This window comes from Shewanella sp. AS1 (assembly GCF_021412565.1).
Classification (GTDB): Bacteria; Pseudomonadota; Gammaproteobacteria; order Enterobacterales; family Shewanellaceae; genus Shewanella.
In genome coordinates this window covers 57839-72647 of record NZ_JAKCLJ010000002.1, presented here as the reverse complement: position 1 = coordinate 72647, position 14809 = coordinate 57839, and the positions used below count along the sequence as shown (strand labels likewise).

Genomic DNA, 14809 nt, shown 5'->3' with positions numbered 1-14809 from the left:
CATACATTCTCGCGAAAAAGCCCTCATGATGAGGGCTTTTTAATGCTTAACAGTTCCGTCCATAAATACGTTGACGTAAAAAAAGAGTTAAGGCGTATAGGTGCTGACCACGTCAATTTGCTGAGCCGTGCTGCGCTTTGCCGCATCGAGATCGATATGGCCACTGTTAGAGATATCGAGGAAATCAAAGGCGGGCAGATCCGCTTCGGCCACATCACCCTTCATAGGTGCATCGGGATCCCGTTTAAGGGAGACGAAATCGAATTGCTCCCTGTCAACGCCTTGAGACGGGCTGGTATTTTGCATAGCGGTAAAAATGGTTTCGATACGTCCCGGAAATTGTTTATCCCAGCTTTTGAGCATCTCTTTTACCGCAGCACGTTTCAGGTTTTCCTGAGATCCACAAAGGTTACAGGGAATAATTGGGAAGGCCTTTAACGTGGCATATTCACTGATATCTTTTTCTCGGCAATAAGCCAGTGGACGAATAACCACATTGGCACCATCATCGGAAAGCAGTTTTGGCGGCATCGCCTTTTGTTTACCCGCGTAAAACATATTGAGGAAAAGTGTCTCAATGATGTCATCCCTGTGGTGGCCAAGGGCAATCTTAGTGGCGCCTATCTTTTGCGCGAAGCCATAGAGAGTTCCTCTGCGTAAACGACTGCAGAGCGAGCAGGTGGTTTTACCTTCAGGAATTTTATCTTTAACAATCGAGTAGGTGTCTTTTTCTAGGATGTGGTAGGGCACATTTAAACTGTCCAGATAAGCGGGCAGAATATCCTCAGGAAAACCGGGTTGCTTTTGATCTAAGTTGACTGCCACCAGATTAAAGGAGACAGGGGCACGCTGCTGCAGATTAAGCAGAATATCTAACATGGCATAACTGTCTTTACCGCCAGAAAGGCAGCACATCACAGTATCACCTTCTTCGATCATGTTGTAATCAGCAATCGCTGAGCCGACTTCGCGTCTCAGTTTTTTCTGTAACTTGTTTAATCGAGTGATCTGCTTTTTTGAAAGGGTTTCGTCAGACATAATAAAAACGCGCCTACTGCTTAAAATATTGAAAGTCGTATCGTAATTTACGGGCGGCGTAGTATAGCTTAAAAAGGCGGCCTTAAGAAGCCGCCTTATCATTTGCTAGGGGTCAATTTACATCGAGTGGCGAATGGTAACCGTCGGGTTTGATGGCGAGAAGATCGCAATCAATACTGTCAATGACATGTTCGGCCGTGTTACCGATAAGGGCTGCAGAGAATCCAGTGCGGCCAACAGTGCCTAAAATCACCAGTTCAGCATCAAGCTGCTCGGCCAACTCTGGGATCACATCTTCCGGCAGTCCCTCTTTAACATGGCAAAAATCACTGCCAATGCCATAACTGTTTGCAAGCGAACAGACCCGCTGCTCATGCTGCAGACGAACTGTTTCACTATAGGTATGGGCATCGAAATCGGGGAGTTCTATGGCCAGATTCACTGGGGTACCAGGGTAGCCATTGACTAAGTGAACCTGCGCATCAAACTTTTTCGCGAGATCCATGGCGTGTTCGATTATTTTACCGTTGAGGGATTGATGGTCATTATCTTCTGATGTGACATTGACGGCACATAAAATTTTGCCCGCTACGGGCCAGTCATGCTCTTTCACCAAGAGAACAGGAATAGGGGACTTGCGCATTAAGTGCCAGTCGGTTGGTGTGAAAATAACCGACTTTAATTTATCGTGCTGGTGGGTACCTTTGACAATGAGATCAAACTCGCCTTCGATTGCTTGCAGAATAATGCTCTCAAAAGGGCGATTATGCCAAACGACTTCGGCGCTTATTTTAACACTGGGATGTGGATGGTGCTCTAATACCTCTTCCAACCAGGCTTTACGCTGAGCAATCACGCCCTGGCGCATCGCTTCACGTTCATTTCCCGATAAGATGGAGGTCATCTCATAGGAAAAATCGAATATCGACAGGAAGACTGTGATACTGGCCTGATTCTTAGAGGCCAGATCGATTGCCCTTGCAAGGGCGGGTTGAGTATCTTTTGTTGGATCCACTACAACAAGGATTTTATGATAGTCCTTCATAGATGTTTCCTTTTTTAGATGTGATGATTAAATAATGATCGATATCAGGCAAATTGCCTTGTCTTAGATCAAATTCATCCTCAGTATCGAGCGTTTAGCGACCGATTTTATTGTTTCCCGCCAACTTGTTTAATGATTCAAAATCAACAATAGTGATATATTTTCCTTTAACCTCAATCATTTCAGACTTCTGGAAACGACCTAAAAGACGGCTGATGGTTTCAACGGTCAGACCAAGGTAATTACCAATATCACCACGGGTCATGGTCAGGCGGAACTCTTTTGGAGAGAAACCGCGGTTACCAAATCGATTAGCTAAATTACTGATAAATGCGGCTAAACGCTCTTCTGCGTTTTTCTTGCTGAGCAGCAGGATCATCTCTTGATCGCTTTGGATCTCATTGCTCATTAAGCGCATGATTTGCTGACGCAATTTAGGCATGCTGCCAGATAAAGTATCGAGTGTATCGAAGGGGATCTCACACACCATGGAGGTTTCCAGTGCCTGAGCAAAACTTTGATGGATTTGAGAATGAATGCCATCAAAACCAATCACGTCACCGGCTAAATGAAAGCCTGTGATCTGCTCATCACCTTGCTCGGTAATGGTGTAGCTTTTGATGGTGCCAGAACGGATAGCATAGAGAGATTTGAGAGTATCACCAGATTTGAAAATCTGCTCACCTTTTTGAATCGGCTTCTTGCGTTCGATGATCTCATCAAGCTGATCGAGTTCATTGTTATTTAACGTAAAAGGGATACAAAGAGTTCCCATGCTACAGTCATGACAATGAATGGCGCATCCAGGCATTGCCGAACGGCGACTGTTGATGTTATCTGTCATAATCACTCTCGAATTTTACAATTGGCCCTATGGTAAACCAATTTACCAAACTGGGCTAGCTTAGCTGAGCAAATGCGATGTACAGTGTGTGTAACCCAAAGCTTACTAAAATCATACCACTGAACAGTCGAACCGGTTTTTGGGTCAGCCATTGTGTCAGGTATTGGGCAGCCATGCCTGCACTGAGTAGCGCAGGTAGCGTTCCTAATCCAAAGGCCGCCATGATCAGCGCGCCTTGCTGGGCGTTATTGGCTGCAACGGCCCAGGTCAGCGTACTATAAACCAGGCCGCAGGGAAGCCATCCCCATAAAATACCGGCAACAAAGGCTTGTCTTAAGTTGGCAATGGGCAGCAGGCGATTGGCTATGGGGCCAATGGCACGCCATAACAGCTTGCCAAGTTTCTCTATTTGCACAACACCGGCCCAGATCTGCGCAATATAAAGGCCGGTCACTAGCATCATTATCCCGGCAAATACGCGCATTACTATCAGGTAGCTGTCTAAGCTAAAAAGTGTACTGAGCAGGCTGGCTGAGCCGCCAATTAAGGCGCCTGCAAGGGTATAGCTGACGATGCGCCCCAGGTTATAACTCAAAGCAAACTGTAATTGGGACAATAAGAGGGTTTGTCCGGGGCTGAAAACCCGCTGTTGTGAGAGGGCGCCCACTAAACCGCCGCACATACCGATACAGTGGCCAGCACCCATCAGGCCAACGATAAAGGCACCTGTCACTGAATACTCAATCAAGGTGTTTGGACTCTAGTGTGGAATTTTGGCTGCCGGGGGCATCTAAGTCGGGTTCTTTCTTTTGGGCAGGCAGATCGTCGTCAAATAGAATAGACACACTCTGTCTGTCCAGATCGTCGAATTGATCTGAGCGCACAGCCCAGAAAAAAATTCCCACGGCAACCAGAACAAACAACATGGCTATCGGGATCAACACATAAAGAATACTCATACACGCACCTTAAGAAGTCGTAAGCTATTCAGCACCACGATTAGAGAGCTTGCTGACATGCCAATCGCCGCGATATAGGGCAGGACATGGCCTGTCACAGCAAGTGGGATAATAAACAGATTGTACCCCAGTGCCCAGTAGAGGTTTTGTTTAATGATCTTACCTGAGAGCTTAGCAATCTTGATTGCATCGCTGAAACGAGACAGCTGATCCCCAAGAAGGATCATGTCGGCACTGTTTTTGGTGATTGCAGCGCCGCTCCCCATGGCGATGGATAAATTGGCGCCGGCTAAAACGGGGGCATCGTTGATGCCATCTCCAAACATAGCAAGCTTGCCTTGTTGTTGCAGTGACTCAATAAGCGATAATTTCCCTTGGGGTGACAAGCCCTTATAAACGGTTTCGATCCCTACGGCTTTAGCGACCTGATTGACATGCTCTGAGCTATCACCGCTGGCGATTGCAAGTTTACATCCGAGCTGTTTGAGTGCAGATACGGCCGATTTTGCTTCATCACGGATCACATCAGATAATTCAAAGCGGGCAATCAGCTTATGGGCGTCAGCAAGATAGATGGTCTGCTCGCTAGAGGAGAGAGGTTTACAGCCTATGTGTCTTGAGATGTAATCGCCACTGCCGATGACGTATTTCTGCCCTCGAATGACACCACTTATTCCTGCGCCTGCGCTATTTTGGCTCTCAGTGGCAAGCAAGTTAGGCTGGCGGTAAATTTCAAAGGCTCTGGCGATGGGATGTAGCGAGTGCGCCTCTAAAGCCGCAGCGATAGCGAGCACCTGAGTCTCATTCATCTCATTGTAGATTTGCGTACTGGCCACACTCATGCTGCCGCAGGTGAGTGTGCCTGTCTTATCGAACACCACGTGATTGATGAGGGGCAACTTCTCGAAAACGCCTGTTTTTTTTATTACTACGCCGATGCGGGTAAATAACCCTGTAGCACAGGTAACTGCGGTGGGCGTTGCCAATGCCAACGCACAGGGGCAGGTGGCGACTAACACTGAGAGGGTGACCCAGAAGGCGTCTTCTGGCCAATAGGTTTTCCAAACTAAATAGGTGATGGCGGCGATCACCAGTATGGTCCAGGTAAAATAGTTAGAAATGGTATCAACATAAAGGGCCACCTTAGGTTTGTTATTGGAGGCGGCTTCCTGCAAACGCATGATCTCGGCAATGAGCTGATCTTGCCCTATGGCGGTGATCCTTACTTCGATGGGGTGATCCACATTGATGGTGCCAGCGAACACCTGACTGCCTGCAATTTTGGTTATCGGCATCTGCTCGCCAGTTAGCATGGCTTCATTAACGGCGCTTTCGCCACTGATAATTTCGCCATCGGCCGCGATTACATCCCCAGGTTTAACTAAGATGCGATCGCCAATGCGCAAGCGTTTGGCAGGAACTTCACTGCATTGCCCTGTGTCATCTAACAGATGTGCAGTCAGCGGGATCAGCTTGTGCAGGTTATTGGCACTGATAGAGGCTTTCTGCCGGGCATTTTGTTCAAAATAGCGCCCCAGCAGCAAAAAGAAGGTAAACATACTGACAGACTCGAAATAGACTTCTCCCTGGCCCGTTACCGTGGCGATGCAGCTGGCGATATAAGCGCCACAAATGGCAAGGGAGACAGAGACATCCATATTGAGTCTGCCTGATAACATGGCGCGCACGGCACTGAAATAGAAGGGCTGCGCCGAGTAGAAAACAACAGGAGAGGCAAAGATCATACTGACCCAGCGAAAATAATCGCGAAATTCAGCATCGAGATAAGTAAAGTGATCTGAATAGAGCGCCAGTGCAAACATCATAACCTGCATGGTGGCAAAGCCCGCCAGCCCTAGCCTGAGCAGGAATTTTCGGCTGTTGCGTTTACTGCTCTGCTCCTGCTCATCAACCTGATAAGGTGAAGCCTGGTAACCTATTCTGCTGATTAAGGTTAAGATCTCACTAAGCTTAATCTTATCTGGATACCAGCTCAGCTGGGCTCGCTCAGTGGTAGTGTTCACTTTAATGCTCGCAATACCGTCAACAGACTTAAGCTTGTGCTCAATCAGCCAGGCACAGGCCGCGCAGGTGATGCCCTCTATAGTTAATGAGGTGCTGTTAATATCCGCGTTTTGATGAACAAAGTCCTGCTGTACCTCTTGTAAGTCATAGGCACTAAAGGCGCTGAGGGCTTCTGGAACTAAGGCCGTTTGCCTGCTGCCAGGTTCGGTACGGTATTTGTAATAGTTAGTCAAACCGGCATCGATAATGGCTGCCGACACCGCAGCGCAGCCCGGGCAGCACATGGATTTAGGCTGATTATCTATTAGGGTAACAAACTGATCCCCGGTGAGAACAGGCTCGCTGCAATGAAAACAGGTGACTTGCTGCATGAATTAGTTTAGCCAGTAGTGTTGATTACTCTGTAATTCAAGACGTTTCTCGATACGCCAGCTCGTATCAAAGCTTTCTAGTCTCACTTCCCAAGTGCCATTTAATGGCTCAGCCAGATTGATGCGGTAACGTTTATCACCATCTGCGGTTGCAACTTGGCTGAAATCGCGCTCGGCTAAGGTTGGATGGAAAAAGTTGACGGTTAGGGCGGCAAGGTAAGGTGTGCCACCATGTTGAACCAGAGTAAGTTCATTATCTTTTAGGGTTAATTCAAACTGCAGACCAAGTTGCTTTGCTTGACGCACTTTGGCCAGGTCCATATTAATGGCTTTTCCCTCTTTGTAGTAATCCTGGGAGACAAGAGAGTCTTTATGCTCGATAGAAAGAAAAAGCATATAGAGACTGGCAACGACAGCACATAATGGCAGTATAATCAGAAACCAGGGCCAGAATTGTTTATACCACACTTGCGGTTGAGACTGCGGTTGGGACATAGATACGACCTATTGATTTTGTTGTCGGCATTTTACCGTTTTTTGGCTTAAACCGCACTTAAAAAAAGGCCTCGAACAAGCGAGGCCTTTATCTTTGCTAGCAATTTTTACTGGTTAGACAAGCTGTAAACATAGGCAGCAATCACGTGAACTTTCTCTTCTCCTAGAACATCTTTCCAGGCTGGCATCACGCCGGTACGACCGTTCTTGATGCTTTCCATGATCACGCCGCGGCTACCGCCGTATAACCAAGCCTCATCGGTCAGGTTAGGGGCACCCATGAACTTGTTGCCTGTGCCGTCCATACCGTGACAGGCGAAACAGCCTTTCATGAATGAGCCTTGGCCTTGTGCGGCAAGAGCCTCATCGTGTTCACGACCAGACAGTTTAACCACATATTCGGCTAGACCTTGCAGCTCGCTGTCCTCAATCGGCAAACCGCCTTTTGGAGGCATCATACCGTGACGACCATTCATGATGGTGGTCTTGATGGTAGCTAAATCGCCGCCATATAACCAGGCAGTATCGGCTAGGCTAGGGAAGCCTTTCGAGCCACGGGCATCACTGCCGTGACACTGAGAACAGTTTTGTAAGAACAAGCGTCCACCCACTTTAAGGGCATCTTCATCCTTAACTAACTCTTCTAATGGTGTTGCCAGATAGGCTGCAAAGATAGGGCTGTATTTAGCGTTTGCTTTCTCTACTTCCTTATCATATTGCACCCAGCGTCCCTCTTTTTCAGCTAATGCAACAGCCGCTTCAGAGTCTGCCTTAATGCCGTGTTCGGTACCTATACTCTGGTTCGCACTGGACCAGCCAAGCAAACCTTTGAAGTTGCCAAGACCCGGATAGAGCGCCAGATAGATCACACCAAAAACGATAGTGAGATAGAACATATAACTCCACCATTTAGGCAGTGGGTTATTGATCTCCTCGATACCATCGAAACTGTGACCCATAGATTCGCCTTCATCAACACCTGTAGTGTTTTTTGATGTCAGGCGTAGAAGGATAAAACATCCTGCGATTACCACAAGTGTGAGTACGGTAATCCAAATACTCCAGAAGCTACTCATCATCACTTTTGTTCTCCTGAGTCCTTGTGTTTCTCTTCATCTGAAAACACAAGGTTAGCGGCCTCATCAAATTGTGCTTTGCGACGACCACTATAAGCCCATGCAAAAATACCGACAAACGTAACCATAACGACAATGGTGATAATCCCTTGTACTGTTCCGTAATCCATATTTTGCCTCCAATTATTTCAGTGCATGACCTAGTGATTGTAGGTAAGCAATCAATGCTTGCATCTCAGTCTTACCTTCAACAGCCTTCTGGGCCTTATCGATATCATCCTGAGTGTAAGGCACACCGAAACCACGGAATATCTCCATCTTCTCTGCAGTCAGTTTACCGTCCAGTACATTGTCTGATAACCAAGGGAAGCCAGGCATATTCGACTGAGGTACCACGGCACGTGGATCGATCAAGTGCACTTCATGCCACTTATCGCTGTAACGACCGCCAACGCGAGCCAGATCAGGACCGGTACGCTTCGAGCCCCACTGGAAGGGGTGATCCCAAACAGATTCACCGGCAACAGAATAGTGACCATAACGTTCAGTTTCAGCACGCAGTGGACGGATCATCTGGCTGTGGCAGTTATAACAACCTTCGCGTATGTAGATGTCACGACCTTCTAGCTCAAGTGCTGTATAAGGGCGCAGACCATCGACAGGCTCAGTCGTGTCTTTCTGGAACAGCAGGGGAGTGATCTGCACCAGACCACCAATACTGATGACGATAACAGTGAAGATACCGAGCAGACCGATGTTTTTTTCAACTATTTCATGATTAAATTTCATCACATCTACTCCTTATGCTTCTGCCAGTGCTGGCAAAGATTCTTTCGGGGCTTTTACTGTCTTAAATACGTTGTATGCCATTAACAGCATACCGGTAACGAAGAAACAGCCACCTAAGAAACGGACAAAGTAGAAGGGATAAGAAGCTTCTAAGCTCTCAACGAAACTGTAAGTTAAGGTGCCGTCAGAGTTAACTGCACGCCACATCAGACCTTGCATCACACCCGAGATCCACATAGAAACGATATAAAGTACAGTACCGATAGTCGCTAACCAGAAATGGATGTTGACCAGGTTAGTGCTGTACATACGGCCGTGACCATAGATTGTGGGGATCAAGTGATACAGAGAACCAATTGAGACCATAGCCACCCAGCCCAGTGCGCCAGAGTGTACGTGACCGACAGTCCAGTCTGTGTAGTGAGACAGCGCGTTTACCGTCTTGATTGCCATCATTGGGCCTTCGAAGGTAGACATACCGTAGAAAGACAATGAAACAACCAGGAAACGTAACACAGGGTCGGTTCTCAGCTTATGCCAGGCACCAGATAGGGTCATGATACCGTTGATCATACCGCCCCAAGATGGCGCAAACAGGATAAGTGACATCACCATACCTAAAGACTGCGTCCAGTCAGGCAGGGCGGTGTAATGTAAGTGGTGCGGACCTGCCCAAATGTACAAGGCGATCAAAGCCCAGAAGTGAACGATTGACAGACGATATGAATAAACAGGGCGACCGGCTTGCTTAGGTACGAAGTAGTACATCATACCTAGGAAACCAGCTGTAAGCAGGAAACCTACCGCATTATGACCATACCACCATTGTACCATGGCATCGACAGCCCCAGCATACAGTGAATAAGACTTCCATAGGCTGACGGGTACAGCCATAGAGTTAACTATGTGCAACACGGCAACGGTAATAATAAAGGCACCGAAGAACCAGTTAGCCACATAAATATGCGACGTGGTTCGTTTAGCGATAGTACCGAAAAATACCGCGGCATAGGAGACCCATACAATAGCGATAGCGATATCGATAGGCCATTCCAGTTCGGCATACTCTTTACCACTGGTTATTCCCAGTGGCAGAGTCACAACGGCGGCGAGAATAATGGCTTGCCAACCCCAGAAGGTAAATGCGGCTAACTTAGGTGCAAATAACCGGGTTTGACAGGTACGTTGAACGACATAGTAAGAGGTTGCGAAGAGGGCTGATGTACCGAATGCGAAAATCACGGCATTGGTATGCAGCGGTCTGAGACGGCTGTACGTTAACCATGGAGTTTCGAAGTTCAGTTGAGGCCAGATTAACTGGGCCGCGATCAATACACCGACACACATACCAACAATACCCCACAACACGGTCGTTAAGGCAAATTGGCGGACAACGGTGTAATTGTAATCAGCGCCTTGAGGCTGGGAATGGTTCATCATATTGCTTCCACTGCTTATTACTTATACTTATTGTGTGAGTAAAGTGATACTTTACCCGTTAAAGGACATTGCAAGTTCGCTTCCCTACGAAACAAACTCGAATGTGTCAATACATTAACTCACAATTAAGTCGAATTAATGTGAGTGACGCAATGATACTTGAGCAACCTCAAAAAAGATAGGAATTATGCGGAACAGAACGTTGATCTAGATCAAAATAGACGGATAGAATGTAACTAATTTGATAACGAGGTTAAAATTTGTGCTACTAAAAATAAACATAAGCAGACTTTATAAAGTATTGACTCTCATTGGGTTAATTTTGCTCACTGGCTGTAGCGATCAAAAAGAAGCGCAAAAGTCAGAAGCAGTGCAGCAAACATCTTTAGCCTTTCAAACTGATGACAGCTTATGTAAATTTTCTCAGGGTGCATGTGCTCAACAGCTGAATAACTTACAGATTGAATTGACAATTTTTCCCGAAACCGCCCCGAGCGAAAAGCCGTTGCAGGTCAACTTTACTTTTTCCCAGCCAGTAGAAAACCTTAAAGTTAGGGTAGAGGGGCGAGATATGTTTATGGGCATTATCCCGCTTAATCTGACCCAAACGGATAAAAACCACTATCAGAGCACGCTTATCTATGGTTCATGTAGTAGTAACTACATGGTTTGGAGAATGTTTGTTAGTTTTACTCTGGATGGGAAATCGCAAACTGCTTTGTTTGATTTTCTCGCCGACAACGAAAATTAATGGGGTTGATAGTCAGCAATTAATTACTAAATATCGATAATACAAACAGATAAAATCATAGCAACCAAATAGTTATCCTGGTCATCAAAATTAAGTTAACAGTTTGCCGAGTATAGAATCTAAGCAATGAAGGACAGGGGGACTGCCCAAACAAGTTGCTGCAGGATCAAGGTCTTAAACAATTATAGGGATAATAACAATGAATAAACTTATCTGTTCACTGCTGGTACTGGGGGCGGTTAGCACTCAGGCGCAGGCAAAAGATATTCTCGATAAACTCACAGTAGCAGAAGGCTTTAAGGTCAGTCTGTTTAGTGATGATGTTGAAAATGCCCGTGAAATAGCAGTGTCTGATAAGGGAATGGTTTACGTAGGCTCGATGAGGGCGGGTAATCTCTATGCGCTTATCGATAATAACAAAGATGGCGTCAGTGATGAGAAAATCCTGTTAGCAACCGGATTAAACTTGCCTACTGGGGTTGCCTATAAAGATGGCGATCTCTATGTCTCCGAGGTGAGCAGAATCATTCGCTTTAAAGATATTGACAATAACCTTGAATCTCCCAAGTTTGAGGTGGTATTCGACCAGTTTCCCAGCGACACCCATCATGGCTGGAAAGTACTCGGGTTTTCGCCGACGGGCGAGTTAGTTATCCCTGTGGGTGTGCCTTGTAATGTGTGTGCCGAAGATGATCGTTATGGCCGCATTTTCTCACTTAACCTTGTCACAAAAAAATTAACCACTATCGCGCAAGGGGTGCGTAACTCAGTAGGATTCGATTTTCAGCCAGGAACAGATACTTTTTGGTTCAGCGATAACGGCCGCGACATGATGGGGGATGATATTCCCCCTTGCGAGATCAATAAGGTCAACTATCAAGGCGAGCATTTCGGTTTTCCTTATGTGCATGCTGGCAGCATTCTCGATCCCGAATTTGGTCAAGGCAAGAAGGTAAGTGATTATACGCCGCCGGCGCTTTCTTTAGGTGCCCATGTCGCGCCACTAGGGATCCATTTCTATCGCGCCGATCAGTTCCCCAAAGCCTATCGCCAGCAGCTGTTTGTCGCAGAGCATGGCTCCTGGAATCGCAGTAAGAAAGCAGGCTATAAAGTTGCCCTAGCTACCATAGATCAGGGCAAAGTGGTGGATTACACGCCATTTCTGACTGGCTTTATGCAAAACGAGGAGACCTTTGGTCGCCCGGTTGCCTTTGCCGAATTGCAAGATGGCAGCCTGTTGATCTCCGACGATTATGCAGGGGCGATATATCGAGTGACTTACGATCAGGCTAGATAGGTTTGGTAATCGTAAATAGGCTGTTGGTTAGTCTTGATTGTGATTAGCTCAACAGCCTCTTTGCTAAAGCATGGCGCCTAAAATAACACCACCCAGCACTAGTGACCCCAGTCCCAGAATCGGCAGTTGCCGAGTGAAGAGCGGCACTGCTTTTTGAGCAAATGCCCTGTGCCAACGCCAGGGTAATAGGATTAACGCAATACTGGTCCAGATCAGTATCCAGGCAAACAGAGTAAAGCCTGCCGAGAAGCGCATCTGTGGCGCATAACCCAGTAATGCGGCTCCGACAATCAGACGCAATCCGATTTCGATCAGATGTAGTTTTAAGCTACTCGCAAAGGCGAGTAAGAAACGGCTGATTTGTTTGGGATGGATAAAGGCAGCTAGGCCTAGCCCAATCAAATAGCTAGCCGCCACTAAGACGATGAAATAAGCGACTTGCTCGACTGAGGGCATAGCGATCCTTATACTTTATAAATAGAAGAATAAGTGAATGAGTGAAAGCCAGTCACCTGCAGCGACTGGCGTGGTTTTTATTAAGAGTTCTTGTGCTTACTCTTTGTTACTTAATCTTTTTTATTTTACTCGCCACGTTTTAACTGACGCGAAAAACTGCCAACATTTTTGACCATCTTACCAAATTGCTTATCCTTGGCTCGCGCCTCGTGCAGGGCGATGGCATTGCGTTCCTGCTCGGCTTGAAGCTTAAGATAGTTATTCAAACGCCTCTCATCTAGCTGGGCCGATGCTATGCGCTCTCTTACGACGCAGCCTGGCTCATTCTCATGTTTGCAGTCACTAAATTTACACTGGCTGGCTAACTGTTCAATATCGCTAAAGGTTTGACTCACGCCTGTTTCACAGTCAGCAAGTTGCAGTTCACGCATACCGGGCGTATCGATTAAGACGCTGCCCGATGCAAGAAAATGCATACTTCGTGCCGTGGTGGTATGGCGACCTTTGCTGTCATCTTGGCGAATGCCCGCGGTTTTCTGTTGCTGCTCCCCAAGCAGGCTATTGACCAGACTTGATTTGCCAACACCAGAAGAACCAAGTAGCGAAATTGTCTGCCCCGGTCGGCACCAAGGTTTTAATATTTCAACGCTGACAGGGTCTAAGGCATTGATGGCGACAACATCGAGTAGCGGCGTTAATTGCTGAGCGGCAATAATCTTGCTTTCACTGTCGCGGCATAGATCTGCCTTGGTCAAAACGACCACAGGCGTGACTTCAGCCTCATGGGCAAGGGCCAGATAGCGCTCGATACGGCTCAGATTAAAATCATCATTTAATGAGCAGACAATAAAAACCGTATCGACATTGGCGGCAATAAGCTGCGCAGAGATCCCACTGCCGGGCGCCTTACGGCTGAACAGGGATTTACGGTCTAGTCGCCGCACAAACTGCGCTGTTGAATCTAGTAGCACCCAGTCGCCTAAGGTCAGGCCTAATGTGGCTGAGCTGACGACAAGGGATAAAGTCTGCTGCTCGCTACGCAGCACATATTCATTTCTGTGATGTGCGCTAACCCGTGCCAGGGTTTGTTGTTCAAGCTCCTCTAACGAGATTTGCTGCTGAAAAAAAGGTTGCCAACCAAGTTGTTGTAAAGATATCGGTGAATTCATCATTTCCTACCAAATGCCCTGCAGATACAGGGATATAGGATTGCATCAAAAAACATCACACTATCGCACTAAAAAGAACATAGGAGGGTATAGGCGAAGTAGATGAGTTTTCCATTTGAGACCACCGGGCACAGAAATAAGGAGGCTTAGACAATCCTCAGCTTCTGCTCAACCGGGTGGGTAATAGGTACAATCATTAATCTCTCCTTTAATTTTGATTATTGAGTTAAGCCTAAGTTTATCAACCTTTCTATTAAGGAAGCATTAAGTTGTCAGCAGAAGTCGTGTTTTGGTCAATTATCATTGATCAGGGTGACCGTCTTGTGATCTAAGTCGTGCTTTTCCACTCGATAAGAATGCAGCTGAAATTACCACACTCGGCTAGCTCGTTATGTTCGTGCCAGCGTGGATGTAGTGTAGCTGTGATGATAAGGGCTATTTTATGGACCCAAAACAGTGAGTCGAGACGGTCAATTTTTCTTATGGACACCTGTCTTGAAGCATTGCTGCCAAGCGCCTCAGAGCTATACTTAATACTGTATTCTTAATAGTGTCTTGTCTTCTAGAAAACATCTTAAGGAGGGCATATGAAACCCGGCTATATCCTCTGTCCTAGCGACTTCTCTGAAGAGTCGTTTAACGCCCTTAGTTATGCACTGGAAATGGCTGAACGTTACCGGCTTAAACTGAGGTTACTGCACGTGATAAGTAGACCCTATGGCGATGACATCACGACTGAAATTCATCACGAAGATAACTTCGGGATAGTTGCTGCCAATTCAGCTGAGCAAGAACAGCACCTTCAGGCTTATGCCCATGTAAAAATCCGTGAACTGCTTGAAAAGGTGCATCCCTCGCAGGAGATCGATATTCATATCGACAAAGGTAATACCGCCAGTCAAATTTTACTTGAATCCTCTTTTGAGGATGTCAGCATGATAGTGATGGGCAGTCATCATCATGCCCCACTGACACATTGGTTGCACCCGAACGTGACGGCTCAGGTGCTAAATAAGGCGCGTTGTCCTGTGTTAGTGGTGAAGTAAGACGTTAA

16 protein-coding genes are annotated in these 14809 nt (G+C 46.7%); 3 read left to right on the top strand and 13 right to left on the bottom strand.

Annotated features, from left to right (window positions below; all coding sequences use genetic code 11):
* Positions 1-87: 87 nt before the first annotated feature.
* The 11 genes from ttcA to ccoN form a co-directional block, all read right to left on the bottom strand.
* The gene (gene ttcA / locus LZP69_RS04525; RefSeq protein ID WP_234199010.1) at positions 88-1038 is read right to left on the bottom strand and encodes a tRNA 2-thiocytidine(32) synthetase TtcA; all 951 of its coding nucleotides are present in this window, start codon (positions 1036-1038) and stop codon (positions 88-90) included.
* Between the two features lie 112 nt (positions 1039-1150).
* Entirely contained in the window at positions 1151-2083 is a 933-nt protein-coding gene (uspE, locus tag LZP69_RS04520) for a universal stress protein UspE (protein ID WP_234199009.1), read from the bottom strand.
* Between the two features lie 94 nt (positions 2084-2177).
* Positions 2178-2927: an electron transport transcriptional regulator EtrA gene (gene etrA / locus LZP69_RS04515; RefSeq protein WP_234199008.1), complete on the bottom strand. Its 750-nt coding sequence runs from the start codon at positions 2925-2927 to the stop codon at positions 2178-2180.
* A 55-nt stretch (positions 2928-2982) separates the two neighbouring features.
* The gene (locus LZP69_RS04510) at positions 2983-3675 is read right to left on the bottom strand and encodes a sulfite exporter TauE/SafE family protein (protein ID WP_234199007.1); all 693 of its coding nucleotides are present in this window, start codon (positions 3673-3675) and stop codon (positions 2983-2985) included.
* Positions 3668-3886, bottom strand: coding sequence for a cbb3-type cytochrome oxidase assembly protein CcoS (gene ccoS, locus LZP69_RS04505; protein ID WP_234199006.1), 219 nt, complete (start codon positions 3884-3886; stop codon positions 3668-3670). The genes LZP69_RS04510 and ccoS overlap by 8 nt, the downstream gene beginning before the upstream one ends.
* The gene (locus tag LZP69_RS04500; protein WP_234199005.1) at positions 3883-6282 is read right to left on the bottom strand and encodes a heavy metal translocating P-type ATPase; all 2400 of its coding nucleotides are present in this window, start codon (positions 6280-6282) and stop codon (positions 3883-3885) included. Before LZP69_RS04500 ends, ccoS begins: the two co-directional genes overlap by 4 nt.
* Before the next feature lie 3 nt (positions 6283-6285).
* A complete protein-coding gene (locus LZP69_RS04495; protein ID WP_234199004.1) occupies positions 6286-6777 on the bottom strand; it encodes a FixH family protein in 492 nt (163 codons plus the stop codon).
* Positions 6778-6884: 107 nt separating this feature from the next.
* Entirely contained in the window at positions 6885-7853 is a 969-nt protein-coding gene (ccoP, locus tag LZP69_RS04490) for a cytochrome-c oxidase, cbb3-type subunit III (protein ID WP_234199260.1), read from the bottom strand.
* 2 nt (positions 7854-7855) lie between these two features.
* Complete coding sequence (locus LZP69_RS04485) at positions 7856-8023, bottom strand: cbb3-type cytochrome oxidase subunit 3 (protein WP_234199003.1); 168 nt, start codon at positions 8021-8023, stop codon at positions 7856-7858.
* Between the two features lie 13 nt (positions 8024-8036).
* Positions 8037-8642, bottom strand: a complete 606-nt coding sequence (ccoO, locus tag LZP69_RS04480; protein ID WP_234199002.1) for a cytochrome-c oxidase, cbb3-type subunit II — start codon at positions 8640-8642, stop codon at positions 8037-8039.
* 12 nt (positions 8643-8654) lie between these two features.
* Complete coding sequence (gene ccoN, locus LZP69_RS04475; RefSeq protein ID WP_234199001.1) at positions 8655-10082, bottom strand: cytochrome-c oxidase, cbb3-type subunit I; 1428 nt, start codon at positions 10080-10082, stop codon at positions 8655-8657.
* A 262-nt stretch (positions 10083-10344) separates the two neighbouring features.
* On the opposite strand from ccoN, the gene LZP69_RS04470 reads away from it, so the two are divergent.
* A complete protein-coding gene (locus tag LZP69_RS04470) occupies positions 10345-10833 on the top strand; it encodes a hypothetical protein (protein ID WP_234199000.1) in 489 nt (162 codons plus the stop codon).
* A 199-nt stretch (positions 10834-11032) separates the two neighbouring features.
* Positions 11033-12130 carry a PQQ-dependent sugar dehydrogenase gene (locus LZP69_RS04465; RefSeq protein WP_234198999.1) on the top strand — a complete coding sequence of 366 codons (1098 nt, stop codon included), beginning with the start codon at positions 11033-11035 and terminating at the stop codon, positions 12128-12130.
* A 63-nt stretch (positions 12131-12193) separates the two neighbouring features.
* Here the strand turns inward: LZP69_RS04465 and LZP69_RS04460 are convergent, their stop codons facing one another.
* Complete coding sequence (locus LZP69_RS04460) at positions 12194-12586, bottom strand: hypothetical protein (RefSeq protein WP_234198998.1); 393 nt, start codon at positions 12584-12586, stop codon at positions 12194-12196.
* 125 nt (positions 12587-12711) lie between these two features.
* Positions 12712-13755 (bottom strand): ribosome small subunit-dependent GTPase A, encoded by a 1044-nt coding sequence (rsgA, locus tag LZP69_RS04455; RefSeq protein WP_234198997.1) that lies wholly within the window; start codon positions 13753-13755, stop codon positions 12712-12714.
* 587 nt (positions 13756-14342) lie between these two features.
* On the opposite strand from rsgA, the gene LZP69_RS04450 reads away from it, so the two are divergent.
* Positions 14343-14801, top strand: coding sequence for a universal stress protein (locus LZP69_RS04450; protein WP_234198996.1), 459 nt, complete (start codon positions 14343-14345; stop codon positions 14799-14801).
* The last annotated feature ends 8 nt before the right edge of the window (positions 14802-14809 follow it).

Bases quoted from the DNA above. Each gene is read 5' to 3' on its own strand.
- ttcA (WP_234199010.1), bottom strand. From the start codon at position 1,038: ATGTCTGACGAAACCCTTTCAAAAAAGCAGATCACTCGATTAAACAAG.
- uspE (WP_234199009.1), bottom strand. From the start codon at position 2,083: ATGAAGGACTATCATAAAATCCTTGTTGTAGTGGATCCAACAAAAGAT.
- etrA (WP_234199008.1), bottom strand. From the start codon at position 2,927: ATGACAGATAACATCAACAGTCGCCGTTCGGCAATGCCTGGATGCGCC.
- ccoS (WP_234199006.1), bottom strand. From the start codon at position 3,886: ATGAGTATTCTTTATGTGTTGATCCCGATAGCCATGTTGTTTGTTCTG.
- LZP69_RS04500 (WP_234199005.1), bottom strand. From the start codon at position 6,282: ATGCAGCAAGTCACCTGTTTTCATTGCAGCGAGCCTGTTCTCACCGGG.
- LZP69_RS04495 (WP_234199004.1), bottom strand. From the start codon at position 6,777: ATGTCCCAACCGCAGTCTCAACCGCAAGTGTGGTATAAACAATTCTGG.
- ccoP (WP_234199260.1), bottom strand. From the start codon at position 7,853: ATGAGTAGCTTCTGGAGTATTTGGATTACCGTACTCACACTTGTGGTA.
- LZP69_RS04485 (WP_234199003.1), bottom strand. From the start codon at position 8,023: ATGGATTACGGAACAGTACAAGGGATTATCACCATTGTCGTTATGGTT.
- ccoO (WP_234199002.1), bottom strand. From the start codon at position 8,642: ATGAAATTTAATCATGAAATAGTTGAAAAAAACATCGGTCTGCTCGGT.
- ccoN (WP_234199001.1), bottom strand. From the start codon at position 10,082: ATGATGAACCATTCCCAGCCTCAAGGCGCTGATTACAATTACACCGTT.
- LZP69_RS04465 (WP_234198999.1), top strand. From the start codon at position 11,033: ATGAATAAACTTATCTGTTCACTGCTGGTACTGGGGGCGGTTAGCACT.
- LZP69_RS04460 (WP_234198998.1), bottom strand. From the start codon at position 12,586: ATGCCCTCAGTCGAGCAAGTCGCTTATTTCATCGTCTTAGTGGCGGCT.
- rsgA (WP_234198997.1), bottom strand. From the start codon at position 13,755: ATGAATTCACCGATATCTTTACAACAACTTGGTTGGCAACCTTTTTTT.
- LZP69_RS04450 (WP_234198996.1), top strand. From the start codon at position 14,343: ATGAAACCCGGCTATATCCTCTGTCCTAGCGACTTCTCTGAAGAGTCG.